The sequence below is a fragment of the Arcicella aurantiaca genome (assembly GCF_003148625.1).
Lineage (GTDB): Bacteria > Bacteroidota > Bacteroidia > Cytophagales > Spirosomataceae > Arcicella > Arcicella aurantiaca.
This window is the reverse complement of sequence record NZ_QGGO01000006.1, coordinates 50,490-69,593: the sequence shown is the minus strand read 5'-3', so window position 1 is coordinate 69,593 and position 19,104 is coordinate 50,490. Positions and strand designations below refer to the sequence as shown.

The 19,104-nt window shown below is 36.5% G+C and carries 13 protein-coding genes; all 13 read left to right on the top strand.

Annotation, left to right across the window (positions count from 1 at the left end):
* Positions 1–9: 9 nt before the first annotated feature.
* The 13 genes from LV89_RS07285 to LV89_RS07225 all read left to right on the top strand — a co-directional run bounded on the left by LV89_RS07285 (position 10) and on the right by LV89_RS07225 (position 18,988).
* A complete protein-coding gene (locus tag LV89_RS07285; protein WP_109742218.1) occupies positions 10–1,404 on the top strand; it encodes a glycoside hydrolase family 140 protein in 1,395 nt (464 codons plus the stop codon).
* A gap of 10 nt (positions 1,405–1,414) precedes the next feature.
* Positions 1,415–2,512, top strand: a complete 1,098-nt coding sequence (locus tag LV89_RS07280; protein ID WP_109742217.1) for a glycoside hydrolase family protein — start codon at positions 1,415–1,417, stop codon at positions 2,510–2,512.
* Positions 2,513–2,886: 374 nt separating this feature from the next.
* Positions 2,887–5,412, top strand: coding sequence for a right-handed parallel beta-helix repeat-containing protein (locus LV89_RS07275; RefSeq protein ID WP_109742216.1), 2,526 nt, complete (start codon positions 2,887–2,889; stop codon positions 5,410–5,412).
* Between the two features lie 23 nt (positions 5,413–5,435).
* A complete protein-coding gene (locus LV89_RS07270; protein ID WP_109742215.1) occupies positions 5,436–6,521 on the top strand; it encodes a Gfo/Idh/MocA family protein in 1,086 nt (361 codons plus the stop codon).
* Entirely contained in the window at positions 6,518–9,262 is a 2,745-nt protein-coding gene (locus LV89_RS07265; protein ID WP_109742214.1) for an alpha-L-rhamnosidase, read from the top strand. The genes LV89_RS07270 and LV89_RS07265 overlap by 4 nt, the downstream gene beginning before the upstream one ends.
* A 145-nt stretch (positions 9,263–9,407) precedes the next feature.
* A complete protein-coding gene (locus LV89_RS07260; RefSeq protein ID WP_109742213.1) occupies positions 9,408–10,535 on the top strand; it encodes a sialidase family protein in 1,128 nt (375 codons plus the stop codon).
* Positions 10,536–10,556: 21 nt separating this feature from the next.
* Entirely contained in the window at positions 10,557–11,711 is a 1,155-nt protein-coding gene (locus LV89_RS07255; protein WP_109742212.1) for an iron-containing alcohol dehydrogenase, read from the top strand.
* 136 nt (positions 11,712–11,847) lie between these two features.
* Entirely contained in the window at positions 11,848–12,774 is a 927-nt protein-coding gene (locus LV89_RS07250; protein WP_109742211.1) for a dihydrodipicolinate synthase family protein, read from the top strand.
* Positions 12,775–12,846: 72 nt separating this feature from the next.
* Positions 12,847–13,890, top strand: a complete 1,044-nt coding sequence (gene pdxA / locus LV89_RS07245) for a 4-hydroxythreonine-4-phosphate dehydrogenase PdxA (RefSeq protein ID WP_109742210.1) — start codon at positions 12,847–12,849, stop codon at positions 13,888–13,890.
* Positions 13,891–15,051: a four-carbon acid sugar kinase family protein gene (locus tag LV89_RS07240; RefSeq protein ID WP_109742209.1), complete on the top strand. Its 1,161-nt coding sequence runs from the start codon at positions 13,891–13,893 to the stop codon at positions 15,049–15,051. It abuts the gene before it with no gap.
* A gap of 21 nt (positions 15,052–15,072) precedes the next feature.
* Positions 15,073–16,632 carry a sodium:solute symporter family protein gene (locus tag LV89_RS07235; protein WP_109742208.1) on the top strand — a complete coding sequence of 520 codons (1,560 nt, stop codon included), beginning with the start codon at positions 15,073–15,075 and terminating at the stop codon, positions 16,630–16,632.
* A 75-nt stretch (positions 16,633–16,707) separates the two neighbouring features.
* Positions 16,708–18,063 carry an acetylxylan esterase gene (locus LV89_RS07230; protein WP_109742207.1) on the top strand — a complete coding sequence of 452 codons (1,356 nt, stop codon included), beginning with the start codon at positions 16,708–16,710 and terminating at the stop codon, positions 18,061–18,063.
* Between the two features lie 67 nt (positions 18,064–18,130).
* The gene (locus LV89_RS07225) at positions 18,131–18,988 is read left to right on the top strand and encodes a sugar phosphate isomerase/epimerase family protein (RefSeq protein ID WP_109742206.1); all 858 of its coding nucleotides are present in this window, start codon (positions 18,131–18,133) and stop codon (positions 18,986–18,988) included.
* Positions 18,989–19,104: the final 116 nt, after the last annotated feature.

Below are 19,104 nucleotides of genomic sequence, written 5' to 3'. Positions count from 1 at the left end.
ACTTTCAACATGACCAATAAAATAATTACGATTTTCCTTTTGGGGATGCTCATTTTATCGAAAAATACATACGCTCAAACTTTACCCGATTTAAAAGTTTCTGCCAATAAAAGATTCCTTCAAACTGCTGATGGAAAACCGTTTTTTTGGTTAGGAGATACAGGTTGGCTTTTGTTTTCAAAACTCACCAGAGAAGAAGCAATTCAATATTTAGACGACCGAAAAGCCAAAGGTTTTAATGTGATTCAAGCGATGGGATTACATACACTGAACGTCGTAAATATGTACGGTGATTCTGCCTTAGTTGGAAAAAATATCGCAAAACCAAAAATTACAGATGGTGATTCTTTTACCGACGAAGCCCAATATGACTTTTGGAATCACGTTGATTTTGTGATAGAACAAGCTGAAAAAAGAGGTATCTATATTGGTTTTGTACCAATTTGGGGTGGTAATGTAAAATCTGGTAGAGTTTCAGAAAGTCAAGCAAGAATTTATGCTGAATTTTTAGCCAAAAGATTTGCCAAACATAGTAATATCATTTGGTTGAATGGTGGTGATATAAAAGGAAGTGAGTCAATAAATATTTGGAATGTTATTGGAAATACGCTTCGTGAAATTGACAAAAAACATTTAATTACCTTTCATCCAAGAGGGCGTTCTTCGTCGTCTGAATGGTTTCATAACGAAAAATGGATGGACTTTAATATGGTGCAATCAGGGCATAGAACGTATGCTCAGGATACCTCAGCCAATGAAAAATTACATTATGGCGAAGACAATTGGAAGTATATAAATCGAGATTATAAACTTCGTCCCGTATTGCCCACAATTGACGGAGAACCCTCTTACGAAGGCATACCGCATGGTTTACACGATGTAACTCAACCACGTTGGACGGCTGCCGAAGTTAGAAGATACGGATATTGGTCGGTTTTTGCAGGAGCATTTGGTTATACTTACGGACAAAATTCGGTGATGCAAATGTTTAGAACTCTTACTAATGAAGATACTTCTTTTGGACCTTTGGAAATTTGGTCGGAAGGCATGAAAGCGGAAGGTTCTGGACAAATGCAATTCATGAAAAGTTTACTTTTATCTAAACCATTTTTTGAGCGAATCCCCGACCAAAGTTTAGTAGCAAAGCAAGGAGAAAAGTATAATTACATTTTGGCTACTCGTGGTAAAAAATATGCCTTTTTATACACTTATACAGGGCGAAATTTTACGGTAAATTTAGGAAAAATAGAAGGAAATGTTTTGAAAGCAACTTGGTATAATCCAAGAAATGGAGAAAAAACAATAATAGGAAGTTTTCCTAATAAGGGGACGAAAGAATTTAATCCTCCTGCTGAACCCAAAGACGGCAATGATTGGGTATTAATCCTAAGTTCTAATCAATAATCTATTAAATATGAAAGAAATATTATTATTGCTACTCAGTTTTTTTCTGAGTTTCAACACCTTTGCACAACCTTCCAAAACGGTCTCGCAAGAGAAAATGAATGAACTTTATCAGGAAATTAAAACGCCTTATAAATATGGTTTAGTGCTTACTCCTGCCGATAATTCATTGAAAATGGACTGCCCGACGGTTTTTAGAAAAGGCAAAAAATGGTATATGACCTACCTGACTTTTGGTGGTAGAGGTTACGAAACTTGGCTGGCTCAAAGCAATGATTTACTGAATTGGAAAATGCTTGGTCGAATCATGTCTTTTACAGATTCTACGGAGTGGGACGGAAACCAAAAAGCAGGTTATTTGGCTTTGCAAGATATTAATTGGGAAGGTTCGTATAAGCTAAGAAAGTACAATGGAGATTATTGGATGTCGTATTTTGGTGGTAAATCTGCTGGTTATGAAGCAGGAAATTTATCAATCGGAATCGCTCATACTTCCCAAAACCCAAGTAAAGTACATGAATGGAAACGGCTAAAATCCCCTGTTTTGGCATCTGATGATAAAAATGTAGGTTGGTGGGAAAATCGGAAGTTATTTAAAAGTACAGTCATTGAAGACAAAGAACGTTTAACTGGTCATCAATTTGTAATGTACTATAATGCCAACGGTGATTCGGCAGTAAATAACAAAAAAACTCGCTGGTTTGAGCGTATCGGTATGGCGGTTTCAGATAATATGACCACTTGGCAACGCCCCACAAGTGAGCCAATTGTACATCATCCTGTTGGCATTACGGGCGACCCAATCATTCAAAAAATCGGAGATATTTATGTGATGTTTTACTTTGGTGCATTTTGGAAAGACAGAAAAGGTGCTTTTAATCGCTTTGCGGCATCTTACAATTTAACAGATTGGACAGACTGGAACGGGGATAATTTAGTAGAATCTTCTGAAAATTATGATAATTTATATGCTCATAAATCTTATGTTGTAAAGCATAAAGGCGTTGTTTATCATTTTTATTGTGCCGTAAATAAAGGCGACCAACGTGGTATTGCCGTTGCTACTTCCAAAGATTTAGGAAAAAGTAATAAAGATTTTGTGAAATAGGTAAATATTGTTTTTTGATGCGTATGGGTTTAAAGAGCCATAGGCTCGACCGATTTTGTAGCAACGGATTTCAATCCGTTGATGTAATTTTTCAACGGATTAAAATCCGTTGCTACAAGATTGTTCGAGCCTATGGCTCTTTTAAGTTACCAAGATATAGTCATAACCTTAAAAAGGATGACTGACGTAATTTTAAATAGAAGCCCTCCAAAACCATTTTCTTTTACTAATTTTTCCCATAAACGCCCCAATTCTTCAAAGACAATATTGTATAATACATTGAGAAAATGGTACAAACAAAGGTTGGGGTCGTCACCTATCTTTGTGTTTCAAATTATGCTTTTTTAAGTATAATATTCGGTTAATAAATTTCGATGAAAATTCCTTTTATCAAAATACTCGTTGCTTTTTGTAGCGTTTTTTTTGTATTCTGTTTTGTTAGTTTTGGACAAAGGGCTGAAATTTGGGTTTCTCCAACAGGTTCTGAACTAAACGATGGTACAAAAGAGAAACCTCTTGCAAGTCTAAATATGGCATTGCGAAAGGTAAGAGAATTACGTCGTTTATCAGATAGGTCTATTGAACAGGGTGTACATATTTATCTTAAATCAGGTATTCACTCACTAAACGAAACGGTATTTGTTAGACCCGAAGATTCAGGTACATCAACGAGTCCGACGATAATTTCATCTGCACCAGATGAAAAAGCTATTTTAAGCGGTGGCATTGCTATAAAACATTGGAGAAAACTCACAGAAAAGGTAATTGGGTTACCCAAGGAGGCTGTCGGCAAAGTTTGGATTGCCGACGTGCCGACTTTGGCAGGCAGGAGTTTTGAATTCCGACAATTATGGGTAAATAATCAAAAAGCCATTCGTGCAAAAGATACACCCAATAGCAAGATGAATAGAATATTATCTTGGAATAGAAAAGAAGAATATTGCTGGATTCCAACGCCAAAATTTGAGGGAATTGAAAAGGAATTTGAAGTTGAATTGTTTATTCATCAATGGTGGGAAGTTGCTAATTTGAGAATAAAAAACATTGAAATTCATGGAGATAGCACAAAATTGACATTTCATCAACCCGAAAGTCGTATTCAGTCGGAACACCCTTGGCCTGCTCCTTGGATTTCTGCCGAAACTGGTAATTCTGCCTACTATTTAACCAATTCAATAGGCTTTTTGAATGAAGCTGGCGAATGGTTTTTAGACAGAAAAGCCAATAAAATTTATTATTTACCTCTGCCTCATGAAAATATGCAAGAAGCAACCGCCATTGCTCCTGCATTAGAAACACTCCTGAAAATTGAGGGTACAATCGATAATCCTATTTCTAATATTTTCTTCCAAAATCTGTCATTTCAGCATTCAACTTGGTTGCGACCTTCTACTTATGGACACGTTCCGCATCAAGCAGGAATGTATATGTTAGATGCTTACAAGCTAAAAATTGCGGGAACTCCTGATAAAAAAACACTCGAAAATCAAGCGTGGGTTGGTCGCCCAGCGGCGGCACTGCAATCGTCTTTTTCAAATCATATTAGTTTCGAGAATTGTAGTTTTGAGCATCTTGCTTCTACGGGTTTAGATTTCCATAAAGGCGTTTCTGAAAATTCGGTCAAAGGAAATTTATTCAAAGATATTGGCGGAACAGGAATCCAAGTAGGCGTTTTTTCAGACGAAGCTACCGAAATACATTTACCGTACAACCCGAGCGATTCAAGAGAAATTACTTCAAATATTCACATTAGTAATAACTTAATTACCGATGTAAGTAATGAAGATTGGGGTTGTGTGGGCATTGGAGCAGGTTTTGTGCGTGGACTTAACATTGAACACAACGAAATCAACAATGTTTCCTATTCTGGAATCAGCATGGGGTGGGGCTGGACTCCAACAGTAAATGTGATGAAAAATAATCGGGTGATTGCGAATAAAATTCATCATTACGGAAAACATAATTATGATTGTGCAGGAATTTATACTTTGTCTGCTCAACCAAATTCCCTCATTTCAGAAAACTACATTGACAGTATTTATAAAGCTCCTTATGCACATATTCCTAATCATTGGTTTTATTTATACACCGACGAAGGTTCTTCGTTTATGACGATAAAAAATAATTGGACGCCATCGGAAAAATATCTTCAAAACGCCAATGGACCAGGAAATACTTGGGAAAATAACGGTTCGTCAGTAGCTGATTCTGTTAAACACAAGGCAGGATTACAGAAGTCATTTCAACAATTACAAAAATCGAATGTTTCGGCGGATAAAAATTGGCTTATCAACAAAGAGAAACCTGTCGTTTTGGAATTGATAGTTGATGCTAAGCAACCGATTGATTTACAGACTTTAAGAGCAATTATGCTAAAAAGTAAAGTAAGGAAAGAAGCCTTATTTCAGTGGCAAAATCACTACATTATTTTCGATAAAGTTCAAGATTTATTTCTCCTTCGTGAACGCTTGAAAACAGCTTTCCCAACAGCTAAAATCAAAACTTACGATGATTATTTCTATGAATTTAATCGTGAAAATTGTGGCGAAAAACCTTCTAAAAAAGAACAAACACATATTTTGTTAACCGCTAATTTGGTGGCGGATACAACGCTTCAAAGAGAATATTTAAACTATCACGCCAATCAATTTAAAGATTGGAAAGAAGTGTCAAAAGGATTTTGTAATGCCGATTTTCAACAATTATTGATTTATAAAAATGGTCGCCAATTGATGTTAATTATCAGCATTCCAAAGGGCGAAAGTTTAGATAAACTCAATCCTAAAACCACCGAAAATAATCCACGAGTAAACGATTGGAATACCTTAATGCAAAAATATCAAGAAGGGATTGAAGGCACAAAAAAAGGCGAAACTTGGGTGTTTTTGAAGGAAATATAAACCGAAATAACTGATAAAATTATATGTTAAAGATTGCCATTTTAGGATTAGGCGAAGGCAGAAGTACGATGTCCGCAGCGTTGAATAGCTCAAAACTTGAATTAATCAGCGTTTGTGATTTGAGTGCTGAATTATGCCAAAAACGGGCGAAAGAATTTGATTTTCATCATTATACTACCGAATATCAAGACCTTTTGGACGATTCCAGAATTGATATAATTGCGATTTATACACCTGATAAATTTCATGCAACACACATAAAACAAGCTTTGCTTCACGGCAAACACGTAGTTTGTACGAAGCCGTTGATTGATAATTTGGCAGATGCCAAAGAGATTATTCAACTATGTGTACAATCGGGCAAAAAGGTTTTTGTAGGGCAGAGTTCTCGTTTTTTTGAACCCGCTATGCGACAACGAGCTGACTTTGAAAATGGATTAATAGGCGATTTGATTACCATTGAAGGACATTATCACGCCGACCACCGTTGGTTTTTAGAAAAAAGTTGGTCATTAGAAAATGCCTTTAAATGGTTGTATGGTGGTTTAAGTCACCCTGTTGATTTTATTCGTTGGTATATGCCCAATATTCAAGAGGTGATGGGTTACGGAATGTTAAGTGCCAATGGGGTAAAAAATGGTTTGAAAAATGCAGATACGATGCACTTTATATTCAAATCAACCGATGGGAAAATTGCTCGGGTAAGTGGTTGTTATACTGGACCAACACAACCAACTATGCGTGATAGTGGCATGAGCTGTATTTTGAGAGGAACAGAAGGGGCTTCGCAAGCAGATTATCACGAACTCAGATACGCCATTACCGATAAAACAGGCGAAGAACGTGTCGTAGCATTTGGCGATAAATATCTTAAACATTATTTCCGTTTTGAGGGGCAAAGCCATCATGCAGGCGAATATCAAAATTATTTGGAATATTTTGTCGATTGCATTGAAAATGATAAAACTGCTTATCCAGATATTCAAGAAGGCATTGGCACGGTAGCACTTTTACAAGCGATGGATATTTCACTAACAACGGGTTTGCCCGTAAAAGTCGCTGATATTTTAAATGAATATGGACTAAGTTTTCAAGATACAAATTCATGATAAAAAAACTTTCATATTTTCTGATTGCCTTACTCTTTTTGTCTTTTAAGCAAGACGAAAAAGCCATTACTTTAACGCATTTACGTTGTGAATTTTTGGTTAATCCTGTCGGAATAGATGTTTTAAATCCTCGATTAAGTTGGGAAATTAAAGCGAATTTTAGAAGTGTTGAACAAACGGCTTATCAAATATTGGTGGCTTCAAGTTCAGAAAAGTTAGCACGTAATGAAGGTGATTTATGGGATTCTGGAAAAGTGATTTCTGATGAAACTATCAATAATCGTTATGCAGGAAAAGCCTTGAAAAGTCGCCAAGCGTGTTTTTGGAAGGTGAAAATATGGACAAATAAAGGTGAAAGTCAATGGTCAGAAAACGCTTCATTTTCAATTGGTTTACGCAATTATGTCGATTGGAAAGGGCGTTGGATAGGGCTTGACCGCTCCTTTGCTTGGGACGATGAAAGTCAGTTTGCAAAATTATCTGCCCGCTATTTCAGAAAAGAATTTGTTGTCAATAAAGAAATCAAACGTGCTACTGCTAATATCATTGGCTTGGGTTTGTACGAATTATATTTCAATGGTCAAAAAGTTGGGAATCAGGTGCTTGCTCCCGTACCAACCGACTATAATAAGGGCGTAAAGTACAATAGTTTTGACGTAACTACTTTATTGAAATCAGGGAATAATGCAATTGGGACAATCTTAGGGAATGGACGATTTTATGCTATGCGTCAAGATTATAAACCTTATAAAATCAAGACTTTTGGGTATCCAAAAATGCTTTTCAATTTAGATATTGAATATGCAGATGGCTCAAAATCAACGATTGTAAGTGATGATTCATGGAAAGTAACTGCTGATGGTGCTATCCGTACCAATAACGAATATGACGGAGAAGATTATGATGCAACCAAAGAGTTAAAGGGTTGGAATAATGTTGGTTACGACGATAAAAGCTGGTTGAAAGCTCAACTGGTACAAGAAGCAGGTGGGAGTTATGAAGCTCAAATGACTGAAAATATGAAAGTTATGGAGACAATAAAGCCCATTTCAATCAAGAAAATTAAAGAAAATACCTACATTCTTGACATGGGACAAAATATGGCGGGTTGGCTTCGTATGCGTGTTCATGGGAAAAGAGGTGATAAAGTGAAATTAAGATTTGGAGAAAGTTTACAGGCAAATGGGGAATTATATGTACGTAATTTGAGAGATGCCAAATCTGAGGATAATTATATTTTGAGTGGAGAAGGAACGGAAACTTGGGAGCCTACTTTTGTTTATCATGGCTTTCGTTATGTGGAGATTTCGGGTTTTCCTTCTGAACCTACCGTTGACGATTTTGATGGTCGGGTTGTATATGATGAAATGGAAACTGTTGGCAGTTTTTCAACCTCAAATAAAACCATAAATCAGGTTTTTAAAAACGCTTATTGGGGCATTAGAAGCAATTATAAAGGAATGCCAGTTGACTGTCCGCAACGAAATGAGCGTCAGCCGTGGCTCGGCGACCGCACTACGGGAGCTTACGGCGAAAGTTTCATTTTTGATAATCATACACTATATGCAAAATGGTTGGACGATATTGAACAATCTCAAAAAGCGGATGGAAGTATTCCCGATGTTGCTCCTGCATTCTGGAGATATTATGGCGACAACGTTACTTGGGCTTCTACTTATATTACCATTGCTGAAATGTTGTATTCGCAATTTGGCGATAAGGAGGTTATCAAAAAACATTATCCTTCTATGAAAAAATGGATGGATTACATGGCTGAAAAATACACCGAAAATGGTATCGTTACGAAAGATAAATATGGTGATTGGTGCGTACCACCTGAGTCGAAAGAGTTGATTCATGCAAAAGACACCAACAGAATTACAGACGGTAAATTGATTGCGGCAGCAACCTACATTAAAATGTTAGGAACGATGCAAAAATTTGCTCAATTACTAACAAAACACGAAGATAAATCAAGCTTTGAAAATTTGTCGAGAACCATGCAAAAAGCATTTAATCAACAATTTTTAAAGGATGATAAAACCAAATATAGTAACGGCACAGTAACGGCGAATCTTCTGCCAATTGTGTATGATATTGTGCCAAAAGAAAACAAAAAGGCTGTTTTGAATGCTTTGTTAGATAAAATTTTAGTAGAAAATAATGGACATATCAGCACAGGCGTGATTGGTACGCAGTGGTTAATGAGAGGTTTAACTCAAAATGGACGTGCAGATATTGCTTACCAATTAGCCACCAATACCGACTATCCAAGTTGGGGTTATATGGCAGAAAATGGAGCGACTACGATATGGGAATTGTGGAATGGAAATACTGCCAATCCAGAAATGAATTCGGCAAATCATGTAATGCTTTTGGGAGATTTAATTGTCTGGTATTATGAAAATTTAGCAGGTATAAAATCAGAATCAAATGCTTTCAAAACGATTATCATGAAGCCCGAAATTATTGAAAAATTGAATGGTGTAAAAGCCAATTATCATAGTATTCGAGGTGAAGTTTCGTCGGAATGGAAAAAGCAAGCAGGACAATTTACATGGAAAATAACGATTCCTCCAAACACAAAAGCTCATGTTTATTTGCCGACCAATTCAGTGAAAAATATTAAGGAAAGTAATCAAAAAGTAAGTCAAAATAAATCAATCAAATTCTTAAAAATTGAAGATAATAAAGCTGTTTTAGAAGTGGAATCTGGTCAGTTTGAGTTTGTAGTGAATTAATTTAAGCATTAAAAGCGGTTATCTGACAGTTTTATGAAATTGTTGATGTAGGGACGAATAGCATTCGTCCACTCCCTCAAATAACACAGTGGACGAATGCTATTCGTTCCTACCATAAAAAAAGTCATCTGACCCAAAAAAATACATGAAAAACATTTTCAAAATATTAATAATCAGTTGTTTAACCCTGAATATTTCTGTTGCACAAAAATGGAAATCGGGTCTTTTATTGGATGAATTCGTGGTTGAAAATCCTCCATTTCCCGAAAGCCATGCAGCGACTATTGCTGAATCAAAAAAAGGAATGGTCGCTGCGTGGTTTGGAGGAACAAAAGAGCGAAATCCAGATGTGTGTATTTGGGTGAGTCGTCAAGAAAATGGCAAATGGTTAGCTCCTCAAAACGTAGCAAACGGAATTGTAAATGACACCCTTCGTTACGCTTGTTGGAATCCTGTTTTATACCAAATTCCGAATGGCGATTTAATGCTTTTTTATAAAATAGGGCCCAGTCCAGCCAAATGGAAAGGTTGGTTGAAAACATCATCAGATAATGGCGTTACATGGTCGAACGCCAAAGCTTTGCCCGAAGGTTATATTGGACCTGTGAAAAATAAACCCGTTTTATTGAGCAACGGAAATTTGTTTTGTCCGAGTAGCACAGAAGGAGAAAAAGGCTGGAGAATCCATTTTGAAGTAACATCAGATTTCGGAAAAACTTGGCGTACAGTAGGGGCAATTACCGCAGATAAAGCATTTGGAGCGATTCAGCCGAGTATTTTACAACATGGAAATGGCAAATTACAAATTGTGGCAAGAAGTAAAAACCGAGCTATTTTAGAATCATGGTCAACTGATAACGGAGAAACATGGACACCCTTAGCCAAGACAAATCTGCCCAATAATAACTCTGGAACAGATGCCGTAACGCTTAAAAATGGTTTGCACGTATTGGTCTATAACCATGTTTTGCCACCGAATAATTTAGCGAAAGGTCCTCGAACACCTTTAAATCTTTCAGTTTCAAAAGACGGAATTAATTGGTCTGGGGCAGTCATTATTGAAGATTCACCCATCAGTCAGTATTCTTATCCGTCAATTATTCAAAGTTCAGACGGGTTAATTCACGTGATTTATACTTGGAGAAGACAAAAAATTAAACATTCGATTTTAGACCCTAAAAAGTTTAAAACCAAGAAAATAAAAGAAGGAATTTGGCCTGCAATGAAAGGCTATATTGCTCCAACTGGTGCTGAAATAACGAAGGAAGTCTAAGTAGAGAATCAAATAAAAATCATGCAATCATTACAACAAGTAAGCATACATTTTCCGAGTAAGTTGGTTTTCGGGAAAGACGTTTTAAAACAATTACCCGACGAAATATTTGCTTTAAAAGCAAAAAGTGTTTTAATCGTAACTATCGAACCGCTTTTAAAATCGTTAGAAGGATTTGCTGAAACACTAACACAAAAAAATATAGTAGTTGCTTTTGATACGAGTATTTTGAATGAACCAAGTTTTGCCGATTTCTACAAATTAATGGAAAGAGTTGCACCTCAAAACCCAGATGTTGTCATTGGAATTGGTGGTGGAAGCGTTTTGGATATTGCCAAATTGGTAGCTGCACAATTAGAAAACGAGCAAAAATTGACAGATTATGTTGGAATTGGTTTGTTAAATGGACGTAAAAAGAAATTGATTTGTGTGCCAACTACCTCAGGAACAGGCAGTGAAGTATCACCAAATGCTATTTTAGTTGATGATTCTGACAATCAAAAGAAAGGAATTATTAGTCCATTTTTAGTGCCAGATATGGTTTATGCAGACCCACTTTTAACATTGAGTTTGCCCGCAAGCATTACCGCAGCAACAGGTTTAGATGCCCTTACGCACTGTTTGGAAGCATATACAAACAAATTTGCCAATATGTTTATTGACATGTATGCTTACGAAGGAATGCGTTTGATTGCTGAAAATATTGTAGATGCCGTAAAAGATGGTTCAAATGAAAATGCTCGTATCAATGTAGCGATGGGAAGTATTTTGGGCGGTTTTTGTTTAGGGCCTGTCAATACAGCAGGCGTTCATGCACTTTCATATCCGTTGGGTAGTGAATATCATTTGCCACACGGACTATCAAACGCTCTTCTTTTGCCTTATTTGATGAATTATAATATTCCTGCATCGGCAGAAAGATATGCCAAAGTTGCCATTGCTTTGGGTTGTGAGGAAGCTCCCACATTCTTAGAAACGGCATACAGAGGTGTTTCCAAAATCAGAGAAATTATCAAGGAATGCGGTATTCCTGCTACATTAAGCGAAGTGGGTGTGCGTAAAGAAAGTATCCCACAAATGGCAAAAGATGCCATGAAAATACAACGATTATTGAAAAATAATCCTCGATTAATTGAAGAACAAGACGCAATTGATATTTTCAATTCAGCCTATTGATTTAGTAGGGATTGGGATTTAGGTATTAGGGTTTAGTGTCGGACCCAAATCGCTTTTCGCTCACAATATATTAAAAATTAAACTGAAACCTCAAATAGATAAAAACTCAGGAATTTTCCTGTAATAATGCAACCTGATGATAATACAAAAAAAATATAGTGGAATCGTAATTCCTGCAATCACACCACTCACTGAGGACTATAAACTCGACCATGAATCGGTAGAAATAATGTTTGATAACTTTTATCAAAACAATACATTGCCATTTATTTTGGGTACAACGGGTGAAGGTGCTTCGTTATCAAACTCTGTGAAATCAGCGTATTTGAAGCAGGCTGGACTTTCAAAAAAACAAGGAACAATTCTTTACGCAGGTATTTCTTCAAACTGCTTAGAAGAATCAATTGAATATGCCAAAGAAGCTTCTGATTGTGGTATTGATGTGGTTGCAGTAACAACGCCATCTTATTATCCATTAACCAACAAGCAGATTTATAAGTATTTTGAACAATTAGCTGATGCCATTCCTATTCCGCTAATCATTTATAATATTCCTGCAACAACCCACGTTTCTTTACCCTTAGAAATGGTAAACGAGTTGAGTTTTCATGAAAATATTGTTGGATTGAAAGATTCTGAAAGAAACGTAGAAAGATTATATCAGTCGATTAAGTTTTGGAAAACCAGACAAGATTTTAGTCATTTTATGGGTTGGGCAGCCCTTTCTGCCGAAGCATTGCTTTTGGGTAGTGACGGAATTATTCCGAGTACAGGAAATTTTATGCCTGCCATTTATCAAGAAATGCAAAATGCCATCATTGAAGGAAATGTCGAGAAAGCCAAAGAAATGCAAAAACATTCTGACTTTTTCGGGAATATTTATCAAGGAGGACGTACTCTCGGGGAATCACTTTGGGCGTTAAAAGTTTTGATGAACGAATGTGGTTTGTGTAAACCAATTGTGATGCCACCATTACAAGCCCTGCCTGAGCAAGAATTATTTTTACTGTTAGAAAAATTTAATCAAAGCGATTTTAGCAAAATGGCTTTTCAGTCGGCTTAAAGAAGCAAAACACTTAAACTCTATCATATAAAAATCAAATGCTTTGCATTTAACAACATTACCAACAAAATCATGTCATTATTACCAATCATAGGAATTACCATGGGCGACCCAGCAAGTATTGGTCCCGAAATAGCAATAAAAGCACTTTTGCACCAAGACTTATATCAAATCTGTCGCCCTTTAATTGCTGGTAGTGCCGATGTTTTCAAGAATATCCAACAAAAACTCAATCTTAATGTTCAAATTAACGCTATCTCGAAAGTAGCAGATGCCAAGTTTGAATTTGGCGTTATTGATGTTTATGATTTAAAAAATGTGGAGATTGAAAAATTGCAGTTCGGAGAAATTTCTGCGATGTGTGGAGAAGCTTCTTTTCAATCAGTAAAAACAGTAATTGATTTAGCTTTAAACAATGAAATTGATGCAACCGTAACAGGGCCAATCAATAAAAAATCTATCAACGAAGCGGGTCATCATTTTGCAGGACATACAGAAATTTATGCACATTATACCGATACAAAAAAATATGCAATGCTTTTGGTGGAAGATAAAATGAAGGTAATTCACGTTTCTACGCACGTTTCATTGCGTCAGGCTTGTGATTTGGTGAAAAAAGAACGCATTTTGCAAGTCGTAGAATTGCTACATAATGGTATGATTTCGTTGGGAGAAACCAACCTGAAAATCGGTATTGCAGGACTAAACCCGCACGCAGGAGATTCGGGATTATTTGGAACAGAAGAAGCCGAAGAAATTTTACCTGCGGTGGAAGAAGCTATAAAATTAGGTTATGATGTAGAAGGCCCTGTTCCGCCAGATACCATGTTTGCCAAAGCCGCAACGGGTTATTATGGAGGTGTAGTGGCAATGTATCACGACCAAGGACATATTCCTTTTAAGTTGACAGGTTTTAAATGGAATGCCGAGAAAAACCAAATGGATAGCGTAAAAGGCGTAAATATTACAATGGGTTTACCAATTATTCGTACTTCTGTTGACCACGGAACGGCTTTTGAAATTGCAGGAAAAGGCATCGCCAGCGAAGATGCAATGGTTTTGGCGATAGAATCAGCAGTTCAGTTGAGTAAGTATCGTAAAAGTGTAGCCGTTTAGATGAAATCTCCTATAATTGTCATTGCAGACGACCTAACGGGAGCGGCAGAAATTGCAGGAATTGGTTTGAGATATGGATTAAATGTCGAAATTTTAACGACCTTAAACCTTGATTTCCAAGCAGATTTAGTAGTAATTTCTGCCAATACAAGGTCTTTGTCAGCATTAGAAGCTCAGGAGAAAACCAGAATTTTAGCAGAACAAATTGCGAAAACCAAACCTCAATTTATATTCAAGAAAATAGATTCTGTTTTAAGAGGACATATTTTAACAGAAATCAATGAAATTTTAACGAAAAATCCTTTTGAAAAAACGTTGATTCTTCCCGCAAATCCATCGCTGGGAAGAACAATTATTGAAGGAAAGTATTTTGTAAATGGCATTTCAATTGAAGAAACATCTTTTGCAAATGACCCAGAATTTGCCATTCGTGATGCAAATGTTTTGAGCATGATTCGGGCTGAAAATAATGAAGTAAAGTTTATAAAACCAGCCGAAAAAGTATCACAAAATGGAATTTTTATTTGTGAAGCAAGCTCTAAACAAGATGTTGATTTTTGGGCTTCTGTCCTTACAAAAGATACTTTATTAGTAGGTGCTGCTGATTTTTTTGATGCCATTTTAGCAAGGAGTTTCAAGCAACAAAAATTAGAAATCAAGGAATTAAAACCACTTTCTGATAAGCCTAAAACCTTGTATATCAGCGGAACAACTTATCAAAAAAGTGTTGTGGCAATAAAAGAAAAGTATCTTAAAAATGAAGCAGTTAGTTACTTGCCAATTAAGTTATTTATAGAAAAACCAACAGAATTTGCTCTTGAAAAATGGGCGAAAGAAATATTAGTATTATTTGAAACAAAACCAACAATAATTATTGCGATTGGCGATTTGGCAGATGTCAAAGTTTTGCCCCAACAACTGGCAAAATGGATGAGCTTAGTCGTAAAAACAGTCTCAGAAAAATGTCAAATCGACCAATTTTTAATTGAGGGGGGAGCAACTGCGGCGGCAATTTTGGCAACATTATCTTATAAAAGTTTTATACCCACCAACGAGTTTTCGCAAGGAGTTATTTGTTTGAAACCTCAGGAAAATCAAAAAATTAGTATTACCATAAAACCGGGTAGTTACGAATGGCCAAGTAAAATTTGGCAGTTCTGAATTTGCAAATAACGCAAACAAATGAATCACAGCACTTTACACGCCATCGACTATGGCATTATATTATTTTTCTTGGGCTTGACGCTCTATTTTGGTTTTTTGTTTGCCAAGAAACAAAAAACTACCCAAACCTATTTTTTAGCAAAAGGTAAAGTCCCATCTTGGGCAATCGGAATGTCGTTGTTGGCAACGCTTATCAGTAGCGTAACTTTTTTGGGCTATCCGGGAGAAGGCTATTCTTCCAATTGGATTTTGCTTGTTCAAGGCTTGATGGTTCCTTTGGTTTTGCTTTTTTCCATTTGGTTTATCGTACCCATTTTTCGTAAAGTAATCGGATTAAGTACCTACGAATATTTTGAAAAACGCTTTGGCGGTTTTGCTCGCTATTACAGCTCTTCGTCATTCATTCTTCGACAATTTTCTTCGATGGGAACGGTACTTTTTCTAATGGCTGTTGCATTGAGCAACCTCACAGGCGGAAATGCTGCTTTGATTATGTTTATTATCGGTGGCATTATTATTATGGTAAACTTGAAAGGAGGTATCGAAGCGGTTATTTGGTTAGATGTTTTTCAAGGTTTTATGCTTTTATTGAGTGGATTTGTGTGTTTGGGGCTTTTGATTTTTGGGATAAAAGGTGGTTTGCCAGAAGCTTGGAAAGTTGCCTCAGCCAATAACCATACAGGTTTTGGACCTTATGATTTAGATTTCTCAAAGCTGACTTTTATCGTTATGGTGATAAATGGAGCATTTTATGCCATTCAAAAATATGGAACAGACCAAACCGTTGTGCAACGTTATTTAACCGCAAAAACGGATAAATCTGCCATTCGTGCTTCCTTGATGGGTATATTCTTGACTGTTCCTGTTTGGATGATGTTTATGTTTATCGGAACGCTTTTGTTTGTTTTTTATCAACAAAATCCTCTCCCCGAAAGTGTTCATACCGATGCCGTTTTTCCCTATTTTATGATGACCCAATTGCCAACGGGTATTGTTGGTTTTATCCTTTCAGCCCTTATTTCAGCCGCAATTTGTAGTCTCAGTGCCGATTTGAATGCTTTGGCAGCCGTTGGAGTAGAAGATTATTACAAAAAACTTCGCCCCAATAAATCCGATGAAGAATATCTGAAAATGAGCAAATTAATCGTGGTTTTGTCGGGAGTGGTGTCTTTATTAATCGGATTTTTCTATTTACAAGCAGGTAGCGAAGGCGTTTTAGGAATTGTATTTACACTTTACGCCATTTTCTCAGGCGGAATCGTGGGTATTTTTCTATTGGGCTTATTCAGCGACCGTGCCAATACGCAAGGGGTAAATATTGGGATTGCCGTCTGTATTTTCTTCACTGCGTATGCTTTTCTAACCTCAACCGAAATTGGACTTGGAGATGAAAAAACGTTGCTACTCGACTTAGGAAAATTCAATTTTCCACATCATAAATTAATGCTTGGCGTGTATAGCCATATTGTGGTGATTGTGGTTGGATATTTGGCAAGTTTATTCTTCCCAAAACCAGAAATTGACCAAAATTTATTATTTAGTAATTGGTGGAAAGAGCAAAAAAGTATTAAGTATTAGGTACAATGTATTAAGCTTTATCAGATACTAACTTCTTAATACATAATACTTTGTACTTAATACTCCAAAACAATCATGAAAAAAATAATCATTCTTTACTGTTTATTATTGAGTTTTGTTTCGATTGGACAAAATTCAGAAGATGCTTTTAAACGTCCTTTGAAAGACGTAATTGTAGAAATAGAAACTCGTTTTCAAGTTAAAATTCGCTATCCAGAAGCATTGGTAAAAGACAAAATTGTTACTTATGCCAATTGGCGTTTTCGTCCAGATTTAGAGAAAACAATGACGAATATTTTTGCTTCTCAAGATATTACTTTTACCAAAGAAGGTGAACGAAAATACAAATTGCAAGCCTATCAATATCATCTAAAAACACCCGAAGAAGGCAAATTGCAATTAGCATATTTAGCAACACTTTATAAAGATACCGCCTCATGGAACAAGCGAAAAATCGCCCTCAAAAGCTGTTTTATGACTTCATTGGGCTTGTCTCCTTTGCCTGCAAAACCAAATTCTCAACCGATTATCACCAATAAAAGAACCTTTGATGGTTATACTGTTGAGAACGTTGCAATTGAAACAATGTCAGGAATTTATGTTTGTGGCTCATTGTACAAACCTTTGAAAATGAAAGGATTAGTGCCTGTAATGTTGAATCCTGATGGGCATTTTGGCGATGGACGTTATCGTGCTGATTGTCAGTTACGTTGTGCCATGCAAGCCAAAATGGGAGCAATGGCTTTTAGTTATGATTTATTTGCTTGGGGAGAGTCAAATTTACAATTCAAGACGGAAGACCATCGTACAAGTTTTGCTCAAAAAATCCAGATTTTGAACGGAATCAGAATTTTAGATTGGCTTTTAAGTATGAAAGAAGCCGACCCAAAACGAGTAGGAATTACAGGTGGCTCAGGCGGTGGAAGTCAAACGATGCTGATGTCTGCCATCGACGATAGAATTACGTTATCCGTTCCTGTTGTGATGTTCTCTTCTTATCATAGCGGTGGTTGTCCATGCGAAAGTGGAAAGGGCGTTCACTTATGCGGAGAAGGCACAAATAATGTAGAAATTGCGGCAATGGCAGCTCCAAAACCACAATTAATTTTATCAGACGGTCAAGATTGGACGCAACACGTTCCCGAAACAGAATTTCCATTTTTGAAAAATATCTATGGATTTTATCAGAAAACAGATAATGTAGAAAACGTACATCTTGCCAAAGAAGGACACGATTACGGAATCAGCAAACGCTTGGCTTTATATGATTTTTTAGCCAAACATTTCAATTTAGATTTGAAAAAAGTACAAGACAAAACAGGCAAAATTGACGAATCAACTTGTACGATTGAAAAATATCCAGCCATGTATGTTTTTGGTGAAAAAGGTGAGAATTTGCCTGCAAATGCTATCAAAGTTATTCCGAATTAAAAGTAACACAGACTTCAGTCTGTTCGTAAAATTTACAGACTAAAGTCTGTGTTACTAAAAAGAACCTATGAAAAAGATACTTATACTTCTTTGCATGATTATTTCCTTTGGAAGTTTATATGCCCAAAATAATCAACGATACAAAATTGCGGTGATAGATTTAATGTTGTTGAAAAGACAAAAATTAGGAGCAATTACACTTGCCAAACAAATAGGTGCAGACGGTTTAGAACTTGATATGGGCGGATTAGGAAAACGCCCAACTTTTGAAAATCAGTTAGCCGTTGATTCTATCCGAAAACAGTTTATTGACAAAGCCAAAGAGCAAAATATTGAATTTTGTTCATTAGCCATGACAGGTTATTATGCTCAGTCATTTTGCGGAAGAGAAGAATACCTAAAATCCATTGAAGATTGTATAAAAACGATGCAATTGATGAATGTAAAAGTTGGTTTTTTGCCAATGGGCGTTCAGTGCGATTTAAAACAAAATCCAAGTGTTCGTGATTCGGTGGTAAATAGGCTGAAAATTGCAGGGAAATTAGCAGAAAAAGCAGGCGTAACCATCGCTATTGAAACGGCTCTGAGTGCTAACGAAGAAGTAAAGTTATTAGCAGAAATTGGTAGTCCAGCCATTAAAATTTATTTCAATTTCTCAACGCCTTTAAAAGAAGGACGAGATTTGTACAAAGAATTGAAAACGCTCGGTAAACAACGTATTAGCATGATGCACTGCACCAATAAAGATGGTGTTTGGCTACAAAATGACCCCGAAATTGACATGAAAAAAATCAAAAAGACATTGGATAAAATGAAATGGTCTGGGTGGTTGGTAATTGAAAGGTCAAGAGATGCCACAAAACCACGTGACGTAAAAGGAAATTACGGAGCAAATACGGCATATTTGAAAAGTATTTTTCAGTAGAAAAACCTCACCCCCAACCCCTCTCCGCAAGAGAGGGGAGATTACTCTGAGGGAAAAGCCCCCTCTTTTTTGGAGAGGGGGTTGGGGGTGAGGTTTAAATCTCTATATTAGTTTCT

Coding starts and splice junctions, on each gene's coding strand:
- LV89_RS07225 (WP_109742206.1), top strand. CDS start 18,131: ATGAAAAAGATACTTATACTTCTTTGCATGATTATTTCCTTTGGAAGT.
- LV89_RS07230 (WP_109742207.1), top strand. CDS start 16,708: ATGAAAAAAATAATCATTCTTTACTGTTTATTATTGAGTTTTGTTTCG.
- LV89_RS07280 (WP_109742217.1), top strand. CDS start 1,415: ATGAAAGAAATATTATTATTGCTACTCAGTTTTTTTCTGAGTTTCAAC.
- pdxA (WP_109742210.1), top strand. CDS start 12,847: ATGTCATTATTACCAATCATAGGAATTACCATGGGCGACCCAGCAAGT.
- LV89_RS07275 (WP_109742216.1), top strand. CDS start 2,887: ATGAAAATTCCTTTTATCAAAATACTCGTTGCTTTTTGTAGCGTTTTT.
- LV89_RS07270 (WP_109742215.1), top strand. CDS start 5,436: ATGTTAAAGATTGCCATTTTAGGATTAGGCGAAGGCAGAAGTACGATG.
- LV89_RS07240 (WP_109742209.1), top strand. CDS start 13,891: ATGAAATCTCCTATAATTGTCATTGCAGACGACCTAACGGGAGCGGCA.
- LV89_RS07235 (WP_109742208.1), top strand. CDS start 15,073: ATGAATCACAGCACTTTACACGCCATCGACTATGGCATTATATTATTT.
- LV89_RS07260 (WP_109742213.1), top strand. CDS start 9,408: ATGAAAAACATTTTCAAAATATTAATAATCAGTTGTTTAACCCTGAAT.
- LV89_RS07250 (WP_109742211.1), top strand. CDS start 11,848: ATGATAATACAAAAAAAATATAGTGGAATCGTAATTCCTGCAATCACA.
- LV89_RS07285 (WP_109742218.1), top strand. CDS start 10: ATGACCAATAAAATAATTACGATTTTCCTTTTGGGGATGCTCATTTTA.
- LV89_RS07265 (WP_109742214.1), top strand. CDS start 6,518: ATGATAAAAAAACTTTCATATTTTCTGATTGCCTTACTCTTTTTGTCT.
- LV89_RS07255 (WP_109742212.1), top strand. CDS start 10,557: ATGCAATCATTACAACAAGTAAGCATACATTTTCCGAGTAAGTTGGTT.